Origin of the sequence: Sphingomonas sp. Leaf9 (assembly GCF_001421355.1) — a bacterium.
Taxonomy (GTDB): Bacteria; Pseudomonadota; Alphaproteobacteria; order Sphingomonadales; family Sphingomonadaceae; genus Sphingomonas.
The window spans coordinates 322,372-346,025 of the sequence record NZ_LMKC01000002.1 but is presented as its reverse complement, the minus strand read 5'-3'; the positions used below and the strand labels follow the sequence as shown (position 1 = coordinate 346,025).

Annotated in this window: 17 protein-coding genes; 6 read left to right on the top strand and 11 right to left on the bottom strand. The window is 67.0% G+C overall.

Features of this window, described 5'->3' with window-relative positions:
• Positions 1-10 precede the first annotated feature (10 nt).
• The 4 genes from ASE58_RS05645 to ASE58_RS05630 form a co-directional block, all read right to left on the bottom strand.
• A complete protein-coding gene (locus ASE58_RS05645) occupies positions 11-2,707 on the bottom strand; it encodes a [protein-PII] uridylyltransferase (RefSeq protein ID WP_235513502.1) in 2,697 nt (898 codons plus the stop codon).
• An 83-nt stretch (positions 2,708-2,790) separates the two neighbouring features.
• Complete coding sequence (locus ASE58_RS05640) at positions 2,791-3,348, bottom strand: nucleotide exchange factor GrpE (protein WP_055818624.1); 558 nt, start codon at positions 3,346-3,348, stop codon at positions 2,791-2,793.
• A gap of 16 nt (positions 3,349-3,364) precedes the next feature.
• Positions 3,365-4,402, bottom strand: a complete 1,038-nt coding sequence (gene hrcA / locus ASE58_RS05635; protein ID WP_055818622.1) for a heat-inducible transcriptional repressor HrcA — start codon at positions 4,400-4,402, stop codon at positions 3,365-3,367.
• A gap of 182 nt (positions 4,403-4,584) precedes the next feature.
• Entirely contained in the window at positions 4,585-5,091 is a 507-nt protein-coding gene (locus ASE58_RS05630; RefSeq protein ID WP_082467788.1) for a DUF6438 domain-containing protein, read from the bottom strand.
• A gap of 118 nt (positions 5,092-5,209) precedes the next feature.
• Here ASE58_RS05630 and rph point away from each other — a divergent pair, with 118 nt between their 5' ends.
• The 3 genes from rph (at position 5,210) to ASE58_RS05615 (ending at position 6,882) form a co-directional block, all read left to right on the top strand.
• A complete protein-coding gene (gene rph, locus ASE58_RS05625; protein WP_055758866.1) occupies positions 5,210-5,926 on the top strand; it encodes a ribonuclease PH in 717 nt (238 codons plus the stop codon).
• Positions 5,923-6,552 carry an RdgB/HAM1 family non-canonical purine NTP pyrophosphatase gene (gene rdgB, locus ASE58_RS05620; protein WP_055818619.1) on the top strand — a complete coding sequence of 210 codons (630 nt, stop codon included), beginning with the start codon at positions 5,923-5,925 and terminating at the stop codon, positions 6,550-6,552. The genes rph and rdgB overlap by 4 nt, the downstream gene beginning before the upstream one ends.
• A 114-nt stretch (positions 6,553-6,666) precedes the next feature.
• Positions 6,667-6,882 carry a hypothetical protein gene (locus tag ASE58_RS05615; protein WP_055818616.1) on the top strand — a complete coding sequence of 72 codons (216 nt, stop codon included), beginning with the start codon at positions 6,667-6,669 and terminating at the stop codon, positions 6,880-6,882.
• A 4-nt stretch (positions 6,883-6,886) separates the two neighbouring features.
• Here the strand turns inward: ASE58_RS05615 and ASE58_RS05610 are convergent, their stop codons facing one another.
• Complete coding sequence (locus ASE58_RS05610; RefSeq protein WP_235513501.1) at positions 6,887-7,450, bottom strand: CAP domain-containing protein; 564 nt, start codon at positions 7,448-7,450, stop codon at positions 6,887-6,889.
• A gap of 20 nt (positions 7,451-7,470) precedes the next feature.
• Here ASE58_RS05610 and hemW point away from each other — a divergent pair, with 20 nt between their 5' ends.
• Both hemW and ASE58_RS05600 read left to right on the top strand, forming a co-directional pair.
• Positions 7,471-8,631 carry a radical SAM family heme chaperone HemW gene (hemW, locus tag ASE58_RS05605; RefSeq protein WP_055818612.1) on the top strand — a complete coding sequence of 387 codons (1,161 nt, stop codon included), beginning with the start codon at positions 7,471-7,473 and terminating at the stop codon, positions 8,629-8,631.
• 214 nt (positions 8,632-8,845) lie between these two features.
• The gene (locus ASE58_RS05600; RefSeq protein ID WP_055818610.1) at positions 8,846-9,841 is read left to right on the top strand and encodes a N(4)-(beta-N-acetylglucosaminyl)-L-asparaginase; all 996 of its coding nucleotides are present in this window, start codon (positions 8,846-8,848) and stop codon (positions 9,839-9,841) included.
• Between the two features lie 62 nt (positions 9,842-9,903).
• On the opposite strand, the gene ASE58_RS05595 is transcribed toward ASE58_RS05600, so the two are convergent.
• From ASE58_RS05595 to ASE58_RS05570, 6 genes are all read right to left on the bottom strand, one after another.
• Positions 9,904-12,930 (bottom strand): TonB-dependent receptor plug domain-containing protein, encoded by a 3,027-nt coding sequence (locus ASE58_RS05595; protein ID WP_156347622.1) that lies wholly within the window; start codon positions 12,928-12,930, stop codon positions 9,904-9,906.
• Between the two features lie 251 nt (positions 12,931-13,181).
• A complete protein-coding gene (nagE, locus tag ASE58_RS05590) occupies positions 13,182-14,855 on the bottom strand; it encodes an N-acetylglucosamine-specific PTS transporter subunit IIBC (protein WP_055818608.1) in 1,674 nt (557 codons plus the stop codon).
• Entirely contained in the window at positions 14,852-17,356 is a 2,505-nt protein-coding gene (gene ptsP / locus ASE58_RS05585; protein ID WP_055818606.1) for a phosphoenolpyruvate--protein phosphotransferase, read from the bottom strand. Before ptsP ends, nagE begins: the two co-directional genes overlap by 4 nt.
• A gap of 62 nt (positions 17,357-17,418) precedes the next feature.
• Positions 17,419-18,546: an N-acetylglucosamine-6-phosphate deacetylase gene (nagA, locus tag ASE58_RS05580; RefSeq protein WP_055818603.1), complete on the bottom strand. Its 1,128-nt coding sequence runs from the start codon at positions 18,544-18,546 to the stop codon at positions 17,419-17,421.
• Positions 18,543-19,547 carry an SIS domain-containing protein gene (locus tag ASE58_RS05575; protein ID WP_235515898.1) on the bottom strand — a complete coding sequence of 335 codons (1,005 nt, stop codon included), beginning with the start codon at positions 19,545-19,547 and terminating at the stop codon, positions 18,543-18,545. The genes nagA and ASE58_RS05575 overlap by 4 nt, the downstream gene beginning before the upstream one ends.
• A gap of 85 nt (positions 19,548-19,632) precedes the next feature.
• The gene (locus ASE58_RS05570) at positions 19,633-20,343 is read right to left on the bottom strand and encodes a GntR family transcriptional regulator (RefSeq protein ID WP_443024645.1); all 711 of its coding nucleotides are present in this window, start codon (positions 20,341-20,343) and stop codon (positions 19,633-19,635) included.
• A gap of 505 nt (positions 20,344-20,848) precedes the next feature.
• On the opposite strand from ASE58_RS05570, the gene ASE58_RS05565 reads away from it, so the two are divergent.
• Positions 20,849-23,611 (top strand): TonB-dependent receptor, encoded by a 2,763-nt coding sequence (locus tag ASE58_RS05565; RefSeq protein WP_055758838.1) that lies wholly within the window; start codon positions 20,849-20,851, stop codon positions 23,609-23,611.
• The last annotated feature ends 43 nt before the right edge of the window (positions 23,612-23,654 follow it).

Genomic DNA, 23,654 nt, shown 5'->3' with positions numbered 1-23,654 from the left:
ATCGCCAGGATCAGGCGAAACCCGCGAATTCCTTGCCCGCCGCTGCGTCGAGCAGCCGCCGCTCCAGCGATTTCAGCCGCAATTGGCCGGTGATCCGGTCGCCGGTCAGGTCGGTGACGTAGAAAGTGTCGACGGCGCGCTCGCCATAGGTCGCGACATGCGCCGAATGTAGCGTCACCTTCGACTGGAACAGCGCCTGCGCCAGATGGTGGAGTAGCGCCGGACGGTCACGGGCGTTGACCTCGATCACGGTGAAGCGGTTCGACGCGGCATTGTCGATCAGCACGTTCGGCTCGATCGGGAAGGCCTCTGCGCGGGGACGCGACAGCGGCTTGGCGGCCAGCCGGTCGTTCAGCTTCATCCGGTTGGCCAGCGCATCGGCGATCGCGGTCTTCAACCGCTGCAACTGCCCCGCTTCGTCGAACGGCCCGCCCAGCGGATTCTGCACCAGGAAATTGTCGAGCGCCATGCCGGTGCGCGTCGTGTGGATGCGTGCGTCGATGATGTTGCCGCCCGCGGCATGGATCGCCCCGGCGATGCGATAGAACAGCCCCGGATGGTCGGCGGCGTGGACCGTGACCAGCGTCGCGCCGCGATCCTCGTCCACGCTGGTTTCGATCGTCAGGCGGGTGTCGGCCGACTGGTCGACGACGCGCGCATTGGCGGCGATCACGTCGTCCGGCTCGGCAATCCAATAGGCCGGCGGCAGGTGCCGGACATAGGCGGCGAGCGTTTCCTTGTCCCAGCCCAGCGCCGCACGCAGCGTCGCCTGCTTCTCGGCGATGCGCTCGTCCCGGCCGCGCTGCTTGTGGCCCAGCCGAAGGACCTCCTCGGCGGTTTCGAACAGGGTGGTCAGCAACTGCCGCTTCCACCCGTTCCACGTCCCCGGCCCGACCGCGCGAATGTCGACGACGGTCAGCACCAGCAGCATGCGCAGCCGCTGCGGCGATTGCACGACGCTGGTGAAGTCGAGGATCGTCTTGAAATCGCTGAGATCCCGCTTGAACGCGGTGGCCGACATCAACAGGTGATAGCGGACCAGCCACGCGACCGTTTCGGTCTCGGCCGGGGTCAGGCCGAGGCGCGGGCACAGCCGCTCGGCGACCTCCGCGCCCAGGATCGAATGGTCGCCGCCACGCCCCTTGGCGATGTCGTGGCACAGCACCGCGACATAGAGCGCGCGCCGCTGGACGATACCGCCGAACAGCGCGGTCGCCAGCGGATGTTCTTCGCGACAGATGCCGCGTTCGACCTGCGACAACAGGCCGATCATGCGGATGGTATGCTCGTCCACCGTATAATGATGGTACATGTCGAACTGCATCTGCGCGACGATGCGGCCGAAATCGGGAATGAACCGGCCGAATACGCCGCATTCGTTCATCCAGCGCAGCACCAGTTCGGGATCGCGCGGGGACGTCAGCACGTCGAGGAACAGCTGGTTGGCACGCGGGTGCGAGCGGACATGCGCCGCCAGCCGCGCGTCGCGCGACGCCGCGCGCATCGCCAGCGGATGGATTTCGAGGCCGTGGAGATCGGCCAGCGCAAAGATTTCGATCAGGCGAACCGGATCGTCGGCGAAGAAGTCATCCTTGGGCAGCGCGAGGCGTCCCCGGTCCAGCACGAAACCGTTCAGCCGGCGCGGACGCCGCCGCAGCCGGGGAAAGCCGAACCGGCTGCCCCGCGCGGCATAGGTTTCGTCGAGGTGGCTGAGGAACATGCCGGTCAGGTCGCCGACCCGCTTCGCCTGCAGGAAATAATATTGCATGAAGCGTTCGACGCGCGACTTGCCGACCCGGTCGCTGTACCGCATCCGCGTCGCGATCTCGGTCTGCACGTCGAAGGTCAGCCGCTCCTCGGCCCGCCCGGTGATGAGGTGGAGGTGGCAGCGCACCGCCCACAGGAAATCCTCGGCGCGGTTGAACTTGCGCAGTTCGGGCGCGCTCAACAGGCCGGCAGGCACCAGATCGGCGGCACGGCGGACATTGTACGCATATTTCCCGATCCAGAAGAGCGCGTGGAGGTCACGCAGGCCCCCCTTCCCCTCCTTCACATTGGGTTCGACGACGTAGCGCGTGTCGCCCAGCTTCTTGTGCCGCGCATCGCGTTCGGCCAGCTTTTCGGCGATGAAGGTCCGCGCGGTTCCTTCCTGTACCTCGCTCTTGAAGCGCTGCGCCGCCTCGGCATAGAGCGCGGTGTCGCCCCAGACATAGCGCGCCTCGACCAGCGCGGTGCGCACCGTCACGTCGCCCTTCGCCTGACGCACCATTTCGTCGAGCGAGCGCGACGAATGGCCGACCTTCAGCCCCAGGTCCCACAGCGCATAGAGCGTCGATTCGATGACCTGTTCGGACCAGGGCGTCTGCTTCCACGGGGTCAGCACGCCGATATCGACGTCGGAATGCGGCGCCATCTCGCCCCGACCATAGCCACCGACCGCGATCAGCGTCATGCGTTCGGCGGCGGTCGGATTGTGGTTGGGGTGCACGCGCTCGACGATGAAGCCGGTCAGCGCGACGAGGACCGCATCGGTCAGATAGGCATAGGCCGCCGCCGTCTCCAGCCCGTGGCTGGGGTTGGCGCGCAACCGCCGCTCGATCTCGCCCCGCCCGCGCGCCATGACGTCGCGCAGCACGGCGGTCGCGGCGCGGCGCAATGCCACGCCGTCCCGACCGTCGCCGGACAGGGCACGCAGCGACGTCGCCACCGCGCCGCGATCGACGATCGCCTCGGGATGGACGATCCGCTCGAACCGCGGCGGGGTGGCGAGGTCGGGCTGAACCGCGTCGTTCAGGCCCCGCCCTCCGGCGCCTTGGCCACGCCGACCAGCGCCGGGCGGAGCAGCCGGTCGCGGATCATATAGCCGGTCTGGATTTCCTGCACGACCGTGCCGGGCTTCGCATCGCTCGACGGGACTTCGAACATCGCCTGATGCTTGTTGGGGTCGAGCGCTTCACCGACCGACACCATCTTGGTGATGCCGTGGCGGCCGAACACGCTCTCCAGTTCGCGGCCGGTCGCCTCCAGGCCGGTGATCAGCCCCTTCATCCGGTCGTCGCCGCGCAATTCATCGGGGATCGCCGACAGCGCGCGCGACAGATTGTCGGCAACCGACAGGATGTCGCGCGAAAACGCGGTCGCGGCATAGGCGCGGGCGTCGGCCACTTCCTTTTCGGCGCGGCGGCGGACGTTCTGCAGGTCGGCGCGGGCATACAGTACCTCGGCCTGCGCATCGGCCAGCTTCGCCTCCAGTTCGGCGTGGCGGTCCGCTTCGGCGACTTCGGGGGCGGCCTCTGCGGTGGCTTCGCGCAGGTCGTTCGTATCGTCGTTGGCGGGGATGTCGTTCATTCCAGTCTCTTCTTTGTCAGCCCAGCAGTCGGGCCAGCGTTGCTGCGGTGAAATCCACCATGGGCACGACGCGCGCATAGTTCAACCGGACAGGCCCGATCACGCCGACGACGCCGACCACGCGCCCGTCCAGCGCGCGAACCGGCTTGGCGATGACCGACGATCCGGTCAATGCGAATAACTTGTTCTCCGACCCGATGAAGATGCGCGCGGCATCGCCATCCTGCGCCGATTCGAGCAGCCGGGCGATTTCCTCCTTGCCCTCCAGCTCGTCGAGCAATTGCCGTACGCGGTCGAGGTCGTGGCTGGCCGCATAGTCGATCAGCCGCGCCTGCCCCCGCACGATCAGCACCGGGCGATGGTCGCCATCCTCGCTCCACATCACCAGCCCGCGTTCGACCAGCGCACGGGCAGCGACGTCCAGCTCGGCGCGTTCCTGTCCGATTTCGCGCAGGATGCGGTCGCGCGCTTCGCTCAAGGTCAGGCCCGACAGCCGCGCGGTCAGGTAATTGCCCGCCTCCACCAGTGCTGCGGCCCCGGCGCCGGGCGTTTCCAGCACGCGATTCTCGACCGATCCATCGGCCCCGACCAGCACCGCCAGCGCGCGGGTGCCAGACAGCGGCACGAACGACACCTGCCTGAGCACCGGCTCGCGCTTGGGCACCAGCACCACGCCCGCACTCGCGGACAGGCCTGACAGCGCAGCGGCAGTGCCGGCCAGCGCCTCCTCGACCGGGCCGGCGCTGTCGGCCTGTGCGGCGATGGTCGCGCGTTCCTGCGCCGAAGGCTCCATCGCGTGCATCATGCCGTCGACGAACAGCCGCAGGCCCGTCTCGGTCGGCATCCGCCCCGCGCTGACATGCGGCGCGGCGAGCAGGCCCGCTTCCTCCAGGTCCTGCATGACGCCCCGGATCGATGCGGGCGAGAGGTTCAGGCCGGACAATTGCGCGATGGTGCGCGACCCGACCGGCGTGCCGGTCGACAGATAGGAATCGACCACGATCCGGAACACGTCGCGGGCGCGGTCGGTCAGTTCGTGGATCGGTTGGGCCATGACGGGAATGTAGAAGCGTTGAAGCGCTCGGGAAAGCCTATCCTCCCCGGCACGGGGAGGGGGACCGCCGCGAAGCGGTGGTGGAGGGGGATAGCCTCGCAACGCAACGATTCCGTATGCGGACACCCCCCTCCACCATTCGCTGCGCGAACGGTCCCCCTCCCCGCGGAGCGGGGAGGAGCTTAGGGGGCCTCGATGAACTGGCGGATCGGCAGCTCGTTCGGGGCCGAGCGCAGTGCCTCGTTCATCGCCTGATCGTGCATCCGGCAGCCATAATAGAGCGAGAGGTGCTGCGCCGCGCCCGAGATTTCGTTCCAGCGGATGTCGACCGAAGGCATGTCGGTCGCTACCTGCCCGCATCCCGGCTGTCCCGGCTGGATCAGCTGCTCGCCCTGCGGCCGATAGGGCTGCAGCTTAGCGGCAAAGGCACGATACTGGGCCGGGGTCGCGCGAAAGCTGCGGATGCCGACGACCTTGGTGAACTGCCGCCCTTCGAACACGCCCGACCCGTCGGGCTGGACGGTGACGCGGTAGACCGGACAGGTCCCGAAACAACGCGACGTCTCGTAGCTGATCGTCTCGCTCTCGATCGCGACCGGCGGGGCCTGGGTGGTCGTGTTCCCCACCGCCATCACGCATCCGCCCAGCATCGGCAGCATCGGCAGCATCGCTAACGCCATCTTCTTCATCATCGGCTCCCTGTTGTCGTTGGTTGTTTCGGCCCCGTATTCCTTTGGGCGTACCGCGCGGCGTCTGGCGCGTCGATGAACGGGCGGCTAGTGCATAGGCAAATTTCAGGAGATTCCCATGCGCCCATCCGGCCGCACCCCCGACGAAATGCGCCCCATCACGATCGAGACGAACTTCACCCGCCATGCGGAGGGTTCGTGCCTGATCGGGTTCGGCGATACCAAGGTGCTGGTCACCGCCTCGCTCGAAGAGCGCCTGCCGCCATGGCTGCGTGGCAAGGGCGAAGGCTGGGTCACCGCCGAGTACGGCATGCTGCCGCGCGCCACCCACACCCGCAGCAGCCGGGAAGCGGCCAAGGGCAAGCAGTCGGGCCGTACCCAGGAAATCCAGCGGCTGATCGGGCGCTCGCTGCGCGCCGTGGTCGACCTGAAGGCGCTGGGCGAGCGGCAGATCACGCTCGACTGCGACGTGATCCAGGCCGATGGCGGCACCCGCACCGCGTCGATCTCCGGCGCATGGGTGGCGCTGCGCCTCGCGGTCGACGGGCTGATGCGTGAAGGCAAGCTGGAGGTCGATCCGATCAGCCGGCAGGTCGCCGCCGTCAGCTGCGGCATTCATCAGGGCACGCCGGTACTCGACCTCGACTATATCGAGGATTCGGCCGCCGATGCCGATGCCAATTTCGTCCTGACCAGCGACAACAATATCGCCGAGGTCCAGGCTACCGCCGAAGGCGCATGCTATGACGAGGAGGCGCTGCTGCGCCTGCTGCGCCTCGCCCGCATCGGCTGCGGCCGCATCTTCGCCGAACAGCTGCGGGCGACCGGTCGATGAGCGGCGAGGGCAAGGAACCGCAGGCGATCCGCAAGCTGGAACCGGGTAAGCTGGTCATCGCCAGCCATAATCCGGGCAAGATCCGCGAGATCGCGGCGCTGCTCGGGCCGTACGGCGTCACCCCGATTTCGGCCGGCGAACTCGACCTGCCCGAGCCGGAAGAAACCGGCACGACCTTCGTCGCCAATGCCGAGCTGAAGGCGTTGCAGGCCGCCGACCTGTCGGGCCTGCCTGCGCTGGCCGACGACAGCGGCCTGTGCGTCGAGGCGCTGAACGGCGACCCCGGCATCTTCTCGGCGCGCTGGGCCGGGCCGTCGAAGGACTTCGGCGCGGCGATGCAGCTGGTCGAGGAGCGGATGCAGGCGACCGGCCCGGATCATAGCCGCGCCGCGCACTTCGTCTGCGCGCTGGCGCTCGCCTGGCCCGACGGCCATGTCGAATGGTTCGAAGGCCGCGTCGACGGACAGCTGGTCTGGCCGCCGCGCGGGGAACACGGCTTCGGCTACGACCCGATGTTCGTTCAGGACGGCATGGACCAGAGCTATGGCGAGATCGATCCCGACCACAAGCATGCGATCAGCCACCGCGCCGATGCGTTCGCGCAGCTGGTGGAGGCGGTGTTCTGAACTGAACGTTTTTCCGTCACCCTGGACTTGATCCGGGGTGACGATCAGGTCGGGCGTACCAAGCGGAACGCCCGCCCGCGTCCGGGCATTGGGCGTTCCGAAAGGAATTGCCCCATGTCCGACGCGCTGACCGAAACCCGCCACCGCGAGATCGCGGTCGAGCATCTCCTGTTCTGGACGATGCGCTACGTCGAGCAACAGCATCCGGGCCTGCTCGATTCCCTCGAAGCGAGCCTCGACAAGCTGGGCGATCCGTCGCCGGCCGGTGACAAGGATGACAACGCCGTCCGCCATATCGCCGCCAAGATGATCGCCGGCGCGCGCGGCTGATCGATCAGAAGGCGCGCTGCCCCGGATAATTGCCGGCGGGCACATAGCGGCAGACGATATAATCGTCCTTCGCGTTGCTCGCCTCGGCACAGCCGAAGCGCTGGGTCGTACGCCACATGATCTGGGTATAGTGCCCGACATCCTCGAACCGGCCGGTGCGCGACACCGCCGGCAGGATACCGGGCACATAGTCGCGCTTTTCGGCGACCCAATGCCCCACCATCTCGGCATAGCGATAGGCGCCGCGCGTGCCGGTCCACAGGTTTTCGCCCTGCTCCGGCACGCCGCGCGGCTGGGGGGAATGTTCGAAGCGGCGGTTCTGTGCCAGCGTGTCGACATAGCGTTGCGCATCGCGAACAAGCGCCGGGTCCCACGCCAGCGCCGGCAAATTCGCCTGCGCCCGCGCCGCGCGGTGCCCCGCCTCCATCGCCTGCCGCAACTTCGCGCTCCCGCGCGGCGCATTTCCTTCGAACGCACGCGGTTCGACCACACGCTCGGGCACATGGGCCGGCCCGGCGGAACAGGCACCCAGCAGCAACGCCGCCATCAGCATTTGTATCGCTCGCATCGCCCCCATATGGGACGGCGATGCAGCCCGACCAAGCACCCGCCCCCGATCCTCTGGCGCTCTACGTCCATTGGCCGTTCTGCGTGTCGAAATGTCCCTATTGCGACTTCAACAGCCATGTGCGCGATCAGGTGGATCAGGCCGCGTGGCTGCACGCGCTGCTGGCCGACCTGGCGCATGAGGCTGCCGCCCTGCCCGGCCGGCGGCTGGCATCGATCTTCTTCGGTGGCGGCACGCCGTCGCTGATGCCGCCCGCGACCGTCGCCGCGATCATCGAGGCGGCGTCCCGCCAATGGCCCCCGACCGAGAATATCGAGATCACGCTGGAGGCGAACCCGTCCTCGGTGGAAGCCGCGCGCTTTGCCGACATCGCCGCCGCCGGGGTCAATCGCGTGTCGCTGGGCGTACAGGCGTTGCACGACGACGCGCTCGCCTTCCTCGAACGCGCGCATGGCGTGGAGGAGGCACTGGCCGCGCTAGACGTCGCACAGCGCCATTTCGCGCGGGTCAGCTTCGACCTGATCTATGCCCGGCCCGGCCAGTCGCTGGCTGCATGGGAGACGGAACTCACCCGCGCGCTGTCGTTCGGGACCGAACATCTGTCGCTCTACCAATTGACCATCGAACCCGGCACCCGCTTTGCCACGCTGGCAGCGAAGGGGCAGCTCACCCTGCCCGATGCCGACCTGTCCGCCGACCTGTTCGAAACGACGCAGGTGCTGACCCGTACCGCCGGGCTGCCGCTGTATGAGGTGTCGAACCATGCCCGGCCGGGCGCGGAGAGCCGCCACAACCTGACCTACTGGCGCTATCGCGACTATGCCGGCATCGGTCCCGGCGCGCATGGCCGCCGCGCCGGGCTGGCGACCGTCCGCCGCAAGAAGCCCGAAAACTGGATCGCCGCCGTGGAGCGCAACGGCCATGGCATCGAGCGTGAGGATGCCCTGACCCCCGACGAACGCGTGACCGAAGCGCTGGTGATGGGTCTCAGGATGCGCGAGGGCGTCGACCTTGCCCGCATCGCGACGCTGGGCCTGCGCCCGATCGATGCGGTCGTACGCGCGGATGCGGTTGCCCTGCTTGCGCGACAGGGATTGCTGGTGCGCGACGGAACCTGGTTGGCGCTGACCCCGGCGGGCATTCCGGTGCTCGACGCGGTGCTGCGCGAGATCGCGATCTGATCGTCCTCTCGAAACGTGCCCATGGCACGTCTGCGGCACCGGCCCGCTCCCCATCCCCGCCACCCAGTCACAATACCGATGGGTGGCGGGGAGGGGGAGCGGGCCGGTACCGCCGCGAAACTCGCTTACCGCGAGTTTCCAGACGAAGCCTGATCCCCTTGCCCCTTTGTCGGCGAGTGCGCACAACCGCGCATCACCAGTAAAAGGGGCACCCATGCCGACCATCACCCGCCGCACCGCCATTGCCGGCCTCGCCGCCGCGACCGGTGCCGCCAGCCTGCCCGCGCAACCCCGCGCCGCGTCCACCCTGCGCGTCGCGTCCACCTGGGATTTCGGCGCCGCCGCCAATGATGCCGCCGTCGCCCGCTTCCGCGCCGGCGGTAGCCTGATCGACGCGCTGGAGGCCGGGGCGAAGGTGCCCGAGGCCGACCTGTCGAACCATTCGGTCGGCAAGGGCGGCTATCCCGACCGCGACGGGCGGGTGACGCTGGACGCGGTCATCATGGACGACAAGGGCCATGTCGGCGCGGTCGCCGCGATGGAGGATATCGCCCACCCGATCTCGGTCGCGCGCGCGGTGATGGAGCGGACCCCACACACCTTCCTCGTCGGCGACGGCGCGCGGCAATTCGCGCTGGAATCGGGCTTCACGGCGGAAAAGCTGCTGACGCCCGAGGCCGAAGCCGAATGGCGCAAATGGCTCAAGACCTCGAAATACGCCCCCGTCGCCAATAGCGAGAATGCGCGCGCGACGCTGGGCGGGCCGCTCGACCATGACACGATCGGCATGATCGCCCGCGCGCCGCATGGCGATCTGGCGGGTGCCTGCACCACGTCGGGCATGGCGTTCAAGCTGCACGGCCGCGTCGGCGACTCCCCGCAGGTCGGCAGCGGCCTGTTCGTCGAAGCCGGCGTCGGTGCCGCCACGGCCACCGGCCTTGGCGAAGAGGTCACCCGGATCGCCGGGACCGCCCGCGTCGTGTCCTCGCTTCGAGCGGGCATGACGCCGATGAACGCCTGCCGCGAGGCGGTCGAACACATCGAAAAGCTGCGCGGGAAGGCGCTGGACGGGGTGCAGGTCGGCTTCCTCGCGATGGACCGGAACGGACAGGTCGGCGCCTTCGCGATCCTGCCGGGCTTCACCTATGCCGTGACCGGCGACGACGGCCGCAGCACCATCGTCAAATCCGCCAGCCTGCGCCGCGCCTGACACGGAAAAGCCCGCCCCCCCGGTTGGAGGAGCGGGCCTTTCCTGCCGTTGGAAGATGCGCGTCAGAAGTTGACGGTCGCACCGATCGCGATCTGCCGGCCGAGCGAATCATAGCGCGCCGGGATCGTGTTGTTGCGTGCCAGCGAGACGTCGTACGAGCTCGGGAACAACGGCGGCACCTTGTCCAGCAGGTTGTTGGCTGCAAAGCGGAGCGTGAAATCCCGCCCGACCGCGAACGTCGCCGCCAGATCGAAATAGCTCGCCGGGTCGAAGCGATAGAAGGTCTTTCGCGCGTCCTGCGGCGTGCCGCCGACGGCCGGATCGCCCGAATTCTTCGCATGGGTCAACGACCCGACATAGCGCCAGTTGAACGACAGCGACGCGACCTTGTCCGGCGTGGTGTAGGTGGTGCGCAACCCATGCGTCCACTTGGGAAGCAGCTGCCCACAGCCATTGCCGAACAGCCCCGAACAATTCCGTTCGTCGCGGATTGGCGATTCCTGATTGCCGGCAAGGGTCGTCAACGTCCCGTTGAAAATCCAGTCGACCGTGCCGAAGCGATCGATCGGCAGGACATACTGGCCCTGGAGATCCCAGCCATGCGCCTTGGTCTTGTAGGTGTTGGTTGTACCCTGCTGGATATACCCCGACGTCGGATTGCTGGTCGCCGGGCTGTAGAGGATGCCGGTCGTGGGTGCGCGGACGATCTTGTCGCAGAAATACGGATCGCCGCCCGACGTCAGGCAGCCTTCCTGCCAGTAGCTGTAATCTTGGTACCCGATCGAATCATCGATATCGATTAGGAAGCGGTCGACCGAGAAGGTCAGCCCCGGCAGGAAGCGCGGCTTCAGCACGACGCCGAACGTCTTGGTGAAGGCTGTTTCCGGATCGACCGTGAAGCCGCCCGTGAACACCGTGCACTGGTTGTTCGGGCAGTTCAGCGTCGGGCTGCCGTACAGTGCGTCCGGCAGGCCGGTCGCACGGCACACGTCGATCGATGCGCGCGGCGCGACGTTGCGCGTAATCGTGCGGGTCGGGTCGGTGGGATCAGGCACCTGGATCGTCGTCGTCGCGCAGAAGTCGTTCTGCGAACCGCCCTGCACGCCATATTCGCGCTGTGTCGCCTGGCGGATTTCAATCACCGTCGGCGCGCGCTGCGCCTTGTTGAACGCGCCGCGGAAGGTGAAGTCCGCGACCGGAGCCCACAACGCCTCGATCTTGTAGGTGCCGAACGTCTGGGGGTTTGTGTCGTACTTCGACACGCGATAGCCGGCATTGACCTGCAGGAGATGCGTCCACGACTGTTTCTCGACGATCGGAACCTGCACTTCGACATTGGCTTCCTTCACGCTCTGGCGGAGCTGGAAGTCGTTGCCGCCATTCTGCTCGCGGAAGACAGCGTCCGCCGTGTTGAGGAACCGGTCCTTGCGATATTCGGCACCCACCGCAAACGCGACACCCTGATCGGCCCAAGGCGACGTGATGCCGTATTTGCCGAGATCGCCCGACAGGTTGGCCACGACGTCGAACAACTGGGTGACGTTGCCCTGCGTCCCGTCCCGCCCGCTGAACAGGTAGTTGTAGAGCGCGGCGTTGTTGTTGTTCGCCGTGAAGGCATCGAACGGTACGCAGGACGCATCGGTCCCGTTCACCACCGACTGGCAGGTCGGCGTTCCGTTCACGTTGACCACGTTCAGCGACCGGTTGATCTTCGCGAATTCGGGGAACGGACCATAGGTCACGTCCTGCTGGCTACGCGAATAGACGCCGGCAACGTCATAGCTCCATGCGTCGGCGAAGGTACCGCGCACCCCGGCAACGCCGCGGAACCCCTGGTTGATATACGTGTCGCGCGAATAGGGCAGCGCATTGAAGCGATACCGGACCTCGATCGGCAGCAGCGTCGCGGTACCCGCCGCAGTGCCGCAGATCGCCGCCTGCTGCGCCGCCGACATCAGCGGATTGTCGCAGTTCACGCTGAACGGCGTGGAGCCGTAGGAGGTAAAGCTGAATACGCGCGCCGGAAAGCGATTGAACGATTCGTCGCGGAACCACAGGCCGTTACCATAGATTTCGACCGCGTCGGACAGCTTCAGCGAAACGAACCCGCCGGCGTTTACCCGCTCGCTTTCACGCTGGTAGGAATAGCCATCGAACGGATTGGCCTGAATGCCGACACCGAACGGGACGAAGCTCTTGGTCCCGTTGGGATTGTTGGAATATACCCGCCCCGACTGCGCACCGCCGCGCGGTGACAGATAGCCGAACTGGGTATAGGTCGACGTCGAACAGCTGATCTGCCCATCGATACCGGCCTCGACGATCTGGCACGCCGAACTGGCCCGTGAGTCGTACGGCACCACATCGGCCGACCGGTAATTGACGAAACCCATCACGCTCAGGGCATCACCGAACAGCTTGGTCCCGGCCGACAGCGTCAAATCCTTGCGTGCGCCGTCGTTGGTCAGGCCACGCGCCACCGGGAAACCGGCCGCCCGTGCGTATGGGCTGACCAGCGTGTCCTTGTTGTCGTGGTTGTAGAAATTGTAATTGGCGTTGAGGTTGATGCCGTCGAGGTCCTTGCGCAGGATGAAGTTGACGACACCGGCCACCGCGTCCGAACCATAGACCGACGATGCGCCACCCGACAGAACGTCGATCCGCTCGATCAGCGCGGTCGGAATCATGCCCGCATCGACGCCGTTTGACGTACCAAGCCGCAAGCCGTCGACAAGGGTCAGCGTACGTTCGAAGCCGAGGCTGCGCAGCTTGATGCGCTGACGGCCGTCCGAATCCTGGTAATTCTGCTGCGCGTCGGGCGCGATCTGCGGCAGGCGGTTCAAAACGTCCTCGACGTTGACCGCCGCCTGCTGCCGGATTTCCTCTGACGTGACCGATTGGATCGGCGCCGCCGACGTCGCATTCGGACGACGAATACGCGTACCGGTGACGACAAGCATGTCGTCGTTGCTGGTCGAAGCAGTCTGCGTGTCGGCCGGCGCCTCCACCGGCACGACCTGCGCATGGGCGGTGCCCGCCAGCATGGTCGCAAGACACGATGTCGTCAGCAGCTTGGTGATCGATTGCATGAACGTCCCCCTTGTGGTGCCGCGCGGCCCGTCGGGGTTGGCCCTGCACGATGCGGGTGGCCGGGCGACCCTGTTCGCCCTCCCCCGCATCGCGGCCGAACCACCGACGGTGCTTCCACGCGCTTTATTTCACCTGCGAGACATTCTTTCGCCAGCGACCAGCCGCGTCAATATCAGCTGAAACCAGTTTTCATCCCTGCAAACGATATTGCGCTGCGGTGCGCTATTTGCGCAACACACCGCCAGCGTTGTCAGACCAGCACATGCACCACGCTCGGCGCGACCTGCCGCGCGGCGCGCACGCCGGGCAGCGTTGTCGGGTCGATCGTGCCCGGCGTGCGCAGCTCGATGCGAATCCGCCCGGCCAGCGCCTGCACCTGCACGATCGCCGTCGCGCCGCCCAGTGCCGCCAGCAGATCGGGTGACAGGTCGACGGCCGCATCGGTCGCGACCGTTTCCGTCGCGGCAACCACGGCCACCGGACCGCCGGCTCCGGCCGCACGGATTTCCTCGGCCACCTGGTCGGCGATCGGGCCGACGATGACCTGCACCGCGCGATCCGACGGACGGATCACCCCCATCGCGCCCAGCGCCTTCAGCGCGGCTTCATCGACCAGCGCCTGATCCGCGACGACCAGGCGCAGGCGCGTGGTGCATGCCCCGATGCTGACGAGGTTCGCACTGCCGCCCAGCGCCGCAAGGAACGCCCGCCCCCGCTCGCCCGCCGCGACCGGCGCACCGCCCATCGGCGCGACACTGGCGTCGCGGCCCGGCGTCTTCAGGTCGAACCGCACGATGAAGAAACGGAACACCCCGTAATAGACCGCGAAATAGACGAGGCCGATGGGCAGCAGCAGCAGCGGCTTGGTCGCCTTCCCATAGTTCAGCACATAGTCGAACAGCCCGGCCGAGAAGCCGAAACCCAACCGCACGCCCAGCGCGTCCATCACCGCCATCGACACGCCGGTCAGCACCGCATGGATCGCGTAGAGCACGGGCGCGAGGAACATGAACGAGAACTCGATCGGTTCGGTCACACCGGTCAGGAAGCTGGTGAGCGCAAGGCTGAGGAGCATGCCGCCCACCGCCTTGCGCCGGTCGGGCAAGGCGGATCGATACATGGCCAGGCACGCGGCGGGCAGGCCGAACATCATGACGGGGAAATACCCGGCCATGAACGCGCCCGCGGTCGGATCGCCGGCAAAGAAGCGTCGCAGATCGCCGGTCGTGCCGTTGAAATCGCCCAGCACGAACCACGCGACATTGTTCAGGATATGGTGCAGCCCGGTCACCAGCAGCAGCCGGTTGAGCAGGCCGAAGCCGAACAGCCCGAAGCTGCCCGATGCCACCAGCGCGCGGCTGGTCAGGTCGAGCGCGCTGCTGATCCCGGCAAAGCTCAGCCCCAGCACCATGGCGATGCCGACGCCCGCCAGCCCGCTGACGATCGGCACGAAACGGCGCCCGCCGAAGAAGGCGAGATATTCCGGCACCTTGATCGTTGCGAACCGGTTGTAGAAACTGCCGCCGATCAGGCCGGAGACGATGCCGATCGGCACATCGAGCTTGCCGAACGCCTTTGCCTTCCACGCGGCCGACAGGATGGCGGCGGTGGCGTCGTTGAACCCTTGCGTCACGTCGGTCGGCACGGTCAGGAACACCGGCCCGCCATTCTTGACGACCAGATAGCAGACGACCCCGGCCAGGCACGCCGCGCCATTGCCGTCGCGGGCGATACCGCACGCGACGCCGATGGCGAACAGCAGCCCAAGATTGTTGAACAGCGCATCGCCCGCCGCCGCCAGCAGGCCGATATCGAGCAGGTCGGGCTGGCCCAGCCGCAACAACAGCCCCGCCACCGGCAGGACCGCGATCGGCAGCATCAGCGCGCGGCCGATCGGTTGCAGCGCTTCGACGATCGACTTCATGCGGGGAGCTCCTGAAGGAATTCGCGGGCAAGCGCGCGGACCTCGCGCGGGGAGGATGCCGCCAGCGCGCGGATGGCGAGCGTGTGGCAGGCGGCGGTGTCGAGACGCCGGACCAGCGCCTTCAATTCGGGTACGAAGCGCGGCGACGCCGACAATTCGGTGATGCCCAGGCCGACCAGCAGCGGGATCGCCAGTCGATCGGACGCCAGCCCGCCGCACACGCCGACCCAGCGCTTGTGCCGCTTCGCGCCGTCAGTCGTATGCGCGATCAGTTGGAGCACCGCAGGATGCAGGCCATCGACCCCGCCGGCCACCGCCGGATTGCCGCGATCCATTGCCAGCGCATATTGCGTCAGGTCGTTGGTCCCGATCGACAGGAAATCGGCGTGCGCCGCCAGCGTCGCCGACGTGACCGCCGCCGCCGGGGTTTCGACCATGATGCCGACCTCGACCCGCTCGGCAATCCCCATCTCGCCGCGCAACCGGTCGACGACCGCGCGGACGGCGGTGATTTCCTCGACGCTGGCGACCATCGGCACCATGATCCGGCACTGCCCGACCGGCTGGACCGACAGGATGGCGCGCAGCTGCGCCTCAAGGATGTCCGGCATGGCGAGCGCAACGCGGATGCCGCGCAGGCCCAGCGCCGGATTCTCCTCCGGTGCGATCGGCAGGTAGGACGCCGGCTTGTCGCCACCGACATCGAGCAGGCGAACGATCAACGGCCGCCCCTCCAGCGTGCGCGCGATATCGCCGTACAGCGCGGCCTGTTCGGCGACGTCGGGGGCAGTATCCCGTTCGAGGAACAGGAATTCGGTGCGCAGCAGCCCCGACCCTTCCGCGCCGTTCGCCATGGCGGCGACCGCATCGTCGAGCGAACCGAGATTGGCGAACGCTTCGATCCGCACGCCATCGGTGGTGACGCAATGCTCCGCCGCCTGCGCCAGCGCGGCGGCACGCTCGGCGGCGCGGCGTTCGATGCCGCCGCGCGCCTGCGTCAGCGTCGCCTCGTCAGGCGCGACATGGATTACGCCGCTATCGGCGTCGAGGATCAGGGTCGTGCCGTCCTCGACGTGCGTCAGCGGCGCGCCGACCGCGACCAGCGCGGGCAGGCCCATCGTCGCGGCGAGGATCGCAACGTGCGAGGTCGGGCCACCGCGCTCGACCAGCAACCCCGCCACACAGGCAGGATCGAGCGCCATCACCTGCGACGGCAACAGGTCGTCGGCAAGCAGGATGGTGCCGGGCGCAAAGGTCATCGCATCATCGGCCGCGCCGGTCAGTTCGCGCAGCACCTGCCGTTCGAGGTCGAGTAGATCGTCGGCACGCTCGGCCAGCCGCGCATCGCCCAGCAACCGCAGCGTCGCCGCCTGCGCCCGCGTCGCCTGTCGCCAGGCATGGCCGGCATCGCGCCCGGCCCCCACGGCGCGGTCGGCCGCCTCGCGTAATTCAGGATCGTCGAGGAACGCGATATGCGCCGCACGGATCGCAGCACCCGCACCGCTGCCGTCCTGCGACGCCAGCCGGTCGCGCACCGCCGCCAGCGCGCTGTCGAGCCGCGCGGCTTCGACGCCCGCGCCCTGCCCGTCGACCGGCACCGGAATATCGGCGACGCGCAGCCAGCGCGCGGTGCCGATTGCAAAGCCCGGCGCGGCGAGCGTGCCGGCCAGCTGCCCCTCGGCCAGTTCGACCGGCTGCACCGGCGGCGGCGCGGCGATCGGTGCGGCGGGAGCATGGGCGACGCCCTCGCCCATGCCGCCTTCGATCAGCGCGACCAGCGCGTCGACCGCCTGCGCCGCATCGGGGCCGCTCGCGCTGACGCGGATCGTGTCGCCGAAGCGGATGCCGAGGCCCAGCAGCCCGACCGCACCCGACGTCCTCGCCTCGCCCCCGTTCTTCGCCAGCCAGCTGGTCGCGGTGAAGCCGCGCGCAACCTCGCCGATGCGCGCCGCCGGGCGGGCATGGATACCATGCGCCAGCGGGACACGGACGTCCTTGACGACCCGCTCGCCCGACGCGTCCGGCGCAGCGACTGCCGCGTCCAGCGGCTCCAGCGTCAGCAAGGCATCGCCCACCGCGACCACCCGGCCACCGCTGCGATCGGTGATGCGGAACCGGTCGCCATTGGTGACGATGATCGGCGTCATCAGCGAAGGTACTGCCTGCACCAGCGCGTCGAGGTCGAAATCGATCAGCGGCTGGCCGCGCGTCACCGTGTCACCCACCGCGACCCTTGCGGTAAAGCCGCTGCCGCCCAGCTGCACCGTATCGATGCCGACATGCATCAGCAGCTCGACCCCGCCCTCGCCACGCAGGGTGATGGCATGGCCGCCGGCGTGCAGCGTCAGCACCTGTCCGTCGCATGGCGCGTGCAGCGTCGTGCCGAGCGGATCGATCGCCGCGCCGTCGCCCAGCATCCGCCCGGCAAACACCGCATCGGGCACATCGTCGAGCGCGGCCGCCCAACCGTGAAGCGGCGCGGTCAGCTGGATGGCGGTCATCAATGCCCCCTTGGGTAAGTTGGCCCGTCCGCGCCTCCATGGCACGGGCCGGGCCGGATCTGTCAGACGATGCGGTTGCCCGCGATCCACGTACCGCGCACGGTCAGGTCGGCGGCAAGCCACACGAAATCGGCGTTGTGGCCGACATCGATGCTGCCGATGCGGTGCGACAGGCGCAGGAACGCAGCCGGATTGGCCGACGCCATCGCCACCGCATCCTCGAACGCGACGCCCAGCGCGACCGTGTTCGCGACCGCCGTCGCCATGTCGAGGTCGCAGCCGGCCAGCGTACCGTTGTCGTCGACGCATACGCCGTTCTCGACATGGATCGGCTGGCCGTTCAGCACGAATTCCTTGCTGGCCGCGCCGACGGTCGGCATCGCATCGGTCACCAGCATGAACCGATCGACCGGCCGCGACTTCAGCGCGACGCGGATCGCAGCCGGATGCAGATGCGCCCCGTCGACGATCAATCCGGCATAGACGCCCTGGTCCTCCAGCACCGCGCCGACGACACCCGGCTCACGGTGCTTCAGCGGCGACATGGCGTTGTAGAGGTGCGTGACACCCCGCGCACCGGCATCGATCGCGGCGCGCGCCTGTTCGTACGTCGCGTCGCTATGGCCGATGCTGACGATCACGCCGGCTGCGACCAGCCGCTCGATCGACGCGACGTCGTTGCGCTCGGGCGCCATCGTCACCATCACCACGCCCTTGCGCGGCGACGTCAGCAGGTTGATCGCGGCATCGTCCAGCGCGCGGAAATGTTTGTCGTCGTGGATGCCCTTGCGCACCGGATTCAGGAACGGCCCCTCGACATGGATGCCGACCACGCCGGGCACGCCCGCCTCGATCGCGGCATCCACCGCGTCCAGCCCGGCGGCAACCACCTCCAGCGAATCGCTGATCAGCGTCGGCAGATAGGCAGTGGTGCCGTACTGCGCATGGGCGGCACCGATCGCGCGGATGCCCTCGACGGTCGGATGGTCGTTGAACAGGACGCCGCCGCCGCCATTGACCTGCGTGTCGACATAACCCGGCACCAGCCACCCGCCGTCTAGGTCGATGACCTCGGCGTCGTCCCCGGCATGAAATTCGACGATGACGCCGTTTTCGACCCGGAACGCGCAGCTGTCCTGCGTGCAATGATCGGCCAGGACGCGCCCGCCGCGAAAGACAAAGTTGCTCATCGCGTTTCCGTCACCTTACGCAGATGCGGCGGCTGATCGGGGTTCAGCCCGCGCCGCAGCGACACCGTGTTGACCATGCGATAGAAGCTTTGGATCATCAGGATCGGTTCGATCGCGGCATGGCTGCGGATCGCCGGCGGATGGCTGTCGTCGCTCGCCGCATCGGCCAGATGCACCGCCGCGCCACGCCCGGCGAACTCCGCCGCCGCCGCACGCACGTCATCGCCGGCATCGTCCGAGGTGGCGAAGCCCAGCAGGGGAAAGCCGTTGTTGATGATCGCCATCGGGCCGTGGCGGACCTCGGCGCTGCTGAACGCCTCGGCATGCAGCGCCGAGGTTTCCTTCATCTTCAGCGCCGCTTCCTGCGCCACGCCGAAGCTGTAGCCGCGCCCGATCACGAACAGGTTGCGCGCCTCCACCAACGTATCGGCGACCGGCGTCCAGTCGAGATCGAACGCCGCCTCCAGCTGCGCGGGCAGGCCGTCGAGCGCGGCGAGCAGCTCGGCATCCTGGCTCCAGTGCGCGGCGATGGCGGCGAGGCCGGCGAGCGAGGCGATGAACGACTTGGTGGCCGCAACCGACGTTTCCGCCCCCGCCGACAGCGGCAGCACGGTGTCGGCCAGCGCGGCGAGCGGCGAATCCTCGACATTCACCAGCGCCACGACGCGCGCGCCCGCCGCCTTGTAGCTTTCGACCGTGCGCAGCAGATCGGGGCTGCGACCCGACTGCGACACCGCGATCACCAGCGCGTTCATCCGCTCCATCCGCGTCGCATAGACCGACGCGACCGACGGCGCGGCGCTCGCGACCGGTACGCCGCACAGCGTCTCGACCAGATATTTGCCATAGGTCGCGGCATGGTCCGACGATCCGCGCGCGCAGGTGACAACCAGCGCCGGCGGATCGGCCCGCAGCGATTCACCCAGCGCGGCGAGCGTCGCGGCGTTGCGCGACAGGAACCGTGCGACCGATGCGGCCCCTTCCCCGGCTTCCCGGTGCATGGCGGTATCTTGGGCAGCAACCGGCTTTTGCACGGCTTCGGCTATGGACGTCATGAACCCCCTCTTGGTCCCGGCCAGCGCCGGATCAGCTTGCGTTCAGTTCGGCAACGACGTCGTAGGCGTCGCCGCGATAATAGGATTGGGTGAATTCGACGGTATCGCCATCGGGCAGGAAGCCGCGCCGTTCGATGAACAGACCGGCATGGCCGACCTCGACGCCCAGCCGCCTCGCCTGTTCGGCGGGAAAGGCCATCGCCCGCAGCCGTTGCAGCGCGCGCACCGGGCGACAGCCGGTCACTTCCAGCGCCGCATAGAGCGAGTCGCCGACCGCATCGACATTGGGCAGGCAATGGCCGGCGATCGCCGAATATTCGACCGCCATCGGCACGTCGTCGGCAAAGCGCATCCGCTGGAACCGATAGACCGGCGTGCCCGGCGACAGGCCCAGCGACATCGATTCCTCGGGCGTTACCAGCCCGGCGGACTTCGCCACCCACGCGCTGCTCGGCACCCGACCGCGCGCCACCATGTCTTCGGAAAAGGACGACAGTTTCGAAAAGCTCTTGTCGACCCGCGCCGCGACGAAAGTGCCAGCACCCCGACGGCGCACCACCAGCCCCTCGTTCGCCAGCCCCTCGATCGCCTTGCGCACGGTAATGCGCGACACCGCGTATTCGGTGGCCAGGTCGCGTTCGGGCGGGATCGCGTCGTCCTGCTGCAGGATGCGCCGCTCGATCGCGGCACGCACCAGCTGCTGCAGCTGGACGTACAGCGGCGCATGGGCATCGCCACGCAATTGCCCGACGCGTTCGGAAAAGGCCCCGCCGACAGGCTGGACCGAAGAACGATCGACGGAAGGGGCGGACGATACGGACACCGGGTCTGGATAGGTGCCTTTTTGGTATTAATCAATGCGGATTCGACTAGCCGAAATGCGGCTTTTCCACCGCTTGCCCGCTACCGATGTTGCGATTGGACCGCCCCGGATTTGCGCTTTGGCCTTAGATTAATCGATTACACGACCGGCAGCGGCGGTGCCGATTGCGTAATTTAATTACGTATATAGCTTATAAATTGCACCGAACAACCGATATTGGCCTGTTCTGGCTACAATTTTCTCACCAGTGCATGATGTTTTCATTTTTATGTAGATTTTATGATCGCGATTGGTCACATTGCACTCGACCAAAACGAGCCTGCATGGTGCCAATTTAGTACCAATGCTGGACGCATGTCGTCTCGCCCGTCGCGGCCACATTCGGGGGGGCGCATTTCGCGCCCGGATATAAGGGGTAGGGTCCATGGCATTTTCGCGTTTCGCTTATCTAGCTTCCACCGCGCTGGTGGCGCTCGCCACGCCGGCGTTCGCGCAGGAGGCACCGACCACCACGCCGCCATCGTCGAACGACACCGCGACCGGCGGCGACGACATCGTGGTCACCGGCATCCGCGGATCGCTGCGTAACGCGATCAACGTCAAGAAGCAGGCCAACGCCGTCGTCGACGTGATTTCGGCGGAAGACATCGGCAAGTTCCCCGATCGCAACGTCGCCGAGTCGCTGTCGCACATCCCCGGCGTGTCGATCGACCGCCGCTTCGGCGAAGGTGAAAAGGTCGCGATCCTCGGCACCGATCCGGCGCTGAACCGCATGCTGCTCGATGGCCACGCGCTGGCGTCGGCCGACTGGGGTGGCAACGACAACGATCCGTCGAGCCGTACCTTCAACTATTCGCTGCTGGCCCCCGAGCTGGTCGACCGCCTCGAAGTGTACAAGTCGCCCGAACCGCGCATCGAGGAAGGCAGCCTTGGCGGTACCGTCATCGTTCGCACCCGCCGCCCGCTCGATCTTGCGGCGAACTCGGTCTTCGCCTCGGCCGGCTATTCGTACAACGACCGCGCCGACAAGGGTAACATTCGCGGATCGGGCCTCTACAGCTGGCGCAACGCTGCCGAGACGTTCGGTTTCCTGGTCGCTGCAACCTATGACAAGCAGAACCTGACCCGCGCCGGCGTCGAATTCTTCGGCTATCAGAGCGGTGCCGATTTCTTCCAGAAGAACGCCGATGGTTCGGTGCGTCGCGACGCGTCGGGCCAGGGCATCCTGCTGAACCCGAACGCCACGATTTCCGGCGGCAGCAAGAACGATCTGATCGGTGCGGTCGCGCCGTTCGGCATCAACTACGCCTATTTTCAGCAGACCCGCGAGCGCGCCAGCGTGTCGGGCACCGTGCAGTTCCGCCCGGTCGAGAACCTGACCTTCTCGCTCAACGGCCTGCACATCGACGGCAAGTACAACAACTACAGCCAGTCGATGTACACGATCCCGGTCGCCTGGACCGGCAGCGTGCTGCAGTCGGCGACAGTCAACAACGGTGTCGTCACCGCCGCCAGCTTCGGTGCCGCACCGAATCAGAGTGCACAGCTCGACACGCTGGTGCGTCGCACCTCGCTCAAGACCGACAACATCAACCTGTTCGCCGATTGGGAAGGCGACAACGGCGCCAAGGTGTCGTTCGCCGGCGGCTGGTCGAAGGCGACCGGCGGGCGCAATCCCGAATATCTGTTCAACGTGCAGACCAAGCTGCCGTTCAGCTATTCGTTCACCCCGGAATCGGCCGAGGTCAATTTCGTCGGCGACCTGACCAACCCGGCAAACTATTTCACCAACCCGAACAACAACCCGGCGCAGATCGAAGGCCGTCCGGTCATCGTCAACGGCGCGCAGCTCAACGCGGCCCAGATCGGCGGTCTCGATTACAGCGTCACGACCGACCGCGACATCTACGCCGGTTACGATGCGACGATCCCCGTCTCGTTCGGTCCATTCACCGAAGTGATGCTCGGCAGCCGCGTGACCGAGCACGTCAACCGGGTCGATGCGCGTGGCATCAACACCTACCTGACCACGTCGCGCCTCGGGTCGCAGCTAGGCGTCGACACTACCTCGACCCCCGACGGCACCTTCTCGGGCAGCGGCGGCAGCGGCAATGCGACCAAGTATCTGAACCTGTCCGAACAGGCGGTGATCGACATCCTGGCCGGTGCGATCAACAGCCCGCTGGTCAACAAGATCGGCGCGTCGACGAAGGTCAAGGAAACGGTCGCGGCATCGTACGTCCAGGCAAATTTCGACCAGGGCGGCTGGCGCGGCAACATCGGTGGTCGCCTCGTCTACACGCAGGACGTGTCGAACTACGCCACCACGCTCAGCAACACGGTGAACCCGCAGCCGGTGCCGACGACCACGGCGACCGATTATCTGAAGTTCCTGCCCAGCGTGAACGTCGCCTATTCCTTCTCGCCGCAGTTCATCGTGCGCGGCGCGGTGGCAAAGGTGATCTCGCGTCCTCGTTATCAGGATCTGGCGGCGGCGACCTCGCTCAACGACATCACGCTCGATGGCGGCGGCGGCAACCCGAACCTGAAGCCCTACGAATCGGTCAACTACGAACTGACCGCCGAATGGTATCCGCGTGCGGGCACGCTGGTCGCCGGCGAACTGTTCCGCCGCGAAATCAGCAACTACATCATCAACACCCGCACCAATCAGGTGTTCTTCAACTCGCTGCAGAACCGCCTGACGACCTATAACGTCAACCAGCCGATCAACGGCGGCAAGGCCACGGTCAACGGCGCACTGATTTCGGGGCAGAGCGAAATCTGGGGCGGGTTCGGCATCCAGGCGAATTATTCGTATCAGGAAAGCTCGACCTCCTCGGTCGATACCACCGGTGCAGAACTGAACCTGCCGTACCTGTCGAAGCACACCGTGAACGTGATCCCGTATTTCGAAAGCGGGATTTTCCAGACGCGGCTGAGCTACAACTACCGCTCGAGCTATTTCCGCACGATCGGTCGCCTGAACTCGCGCGAAATGGTCGCACCGTACAGCCAGCTCGACCTTTCGGCATCGGTCAACCTGACGCCGAAGATCACGCTGACCGTCAACGCGCAGAACCTGCTCGACGAAACCTACTATCAGTACAACGCGACCCGCGATCGTCCGACCGCCTTCTACAAGAACGGCCGTACCTTCGCAGCCAGCGTGGCCTTCCGCCTATAACGGGGCCGGTGATCCGGGGGGTGCGGCCCGTGCCCCCCGTTTC

What these genes read in the sequence shown, in the direction of transcription:
- ASE58_RS05565 (WP_055758838.1), top strand. Translation starts at nt 20,849, where the DNA reads ATGGCATTTTCGCGTTTCGCTTATCTAGCTTCCACCGCGCTGGTGGCG.
- ASE58_RS05630 (WP_082467788.1), bottom strand. Translation starts at nt 5,091, where the DNA reads ATGAAGAAGATGGCGTTAGCGATGCTGCCGATGCTGCCGATGCTGGGC.
- ASE58_RS05595 (WP_156347622.1), bottom strand. Translation starts at nt 12,930, where the DNA reads ATGCAATCGATCACCAAGCTGCTGACGACATCGTGTCTTGCGACCATG.
- ASE58_RS05640 (WP_055818624.1), bottom strand. Translation starts at nt 3,348, where the DNA reads ATGAACGACATCCCCGCCAACGACGATACGAACGACCTGCGCGAAGCC.
- hrcA (WP_055818622.1), bottom strand. Translation starts at nt 4,402, where the DNA reads ATGGCCCAACCGATCCACGAACTGACCGACCGCGCCCGCGACGTGTTC.
- ptsP (WP_055818606.1), bottom strand. Translation starts at nt 17,356, where the DNA reads ATGACCGCCATCCAGCTGACCGCGCCGCTTCACGGTTGGGCGGCCGCG.
- ASE58_RS05575 (WP_235515898.1), bottom strand. Translation starts at nt 19,547, where the DNA reads ATGCACCGGGAAGCCGGGGAAGGGGCCGCATCGGTCGCACGGTTCCTG.
- ASE58_RS05610 (WP_235513501.1), bottom strand. Translation starts at nt 7,450, where the DNA reads ATGCGAGCGATACAAATGCTGATGGCGGCGTTGCTGCTGGGTGCCTGT.
- rdgB (WP_055818619.1), top strand. Translation starts at nt 5,923, where the DNA reads ATGAGCGGCGAGGGCAAGGAACCGCAGGCGATCCGCAAGCTGGAACCG.
- nagE (WP_055818608.1), bottom strand. Translation starts at nt 14,855, where the DNA reads ATGAAGTCGATCGTCGAAGCGCTGCAACCGATCGGCCGCGCGCTGATG.
- nagA (WP_055818603.1), bottom strand. Translation starts at nt 18,546, where the DNA reads ATGAGCAACTTTGTCTTTCGCGGCGGGCGCGTCCTGGCCGATCATTGC.
- ASE58_RS05600 (WP_055818610.1), top strand. Translation starts at nt 8,846, where the DNA reads ATGCCGACCATCACCCGCCGCACCGCCATTGCCGGCCTCGCCGCCGCG.
- ASE58_RS05615 (WP_055818616.1), top strand. Translation starts at nt 6,667, where the DNA reads ATGTCCGACGCGCTGACCGAAACCCGCCACCGCGAGATCGCGGTCGAG.
- hemW (WP_055818612.1), top strand. Translation starts at nt 7,471, where the DNA reads ATGCAGCCCGACCAAGCACCCGCCCCCGATCCTCTGGCGCTCTACGTC.
- rph (WP_055758866.1), top strand. Translation starts at nt 5,210, where the DNA reads ATGCGCCCATCCGGCCGCACCCCCGACGAAATGCGCCCCATCACGATC.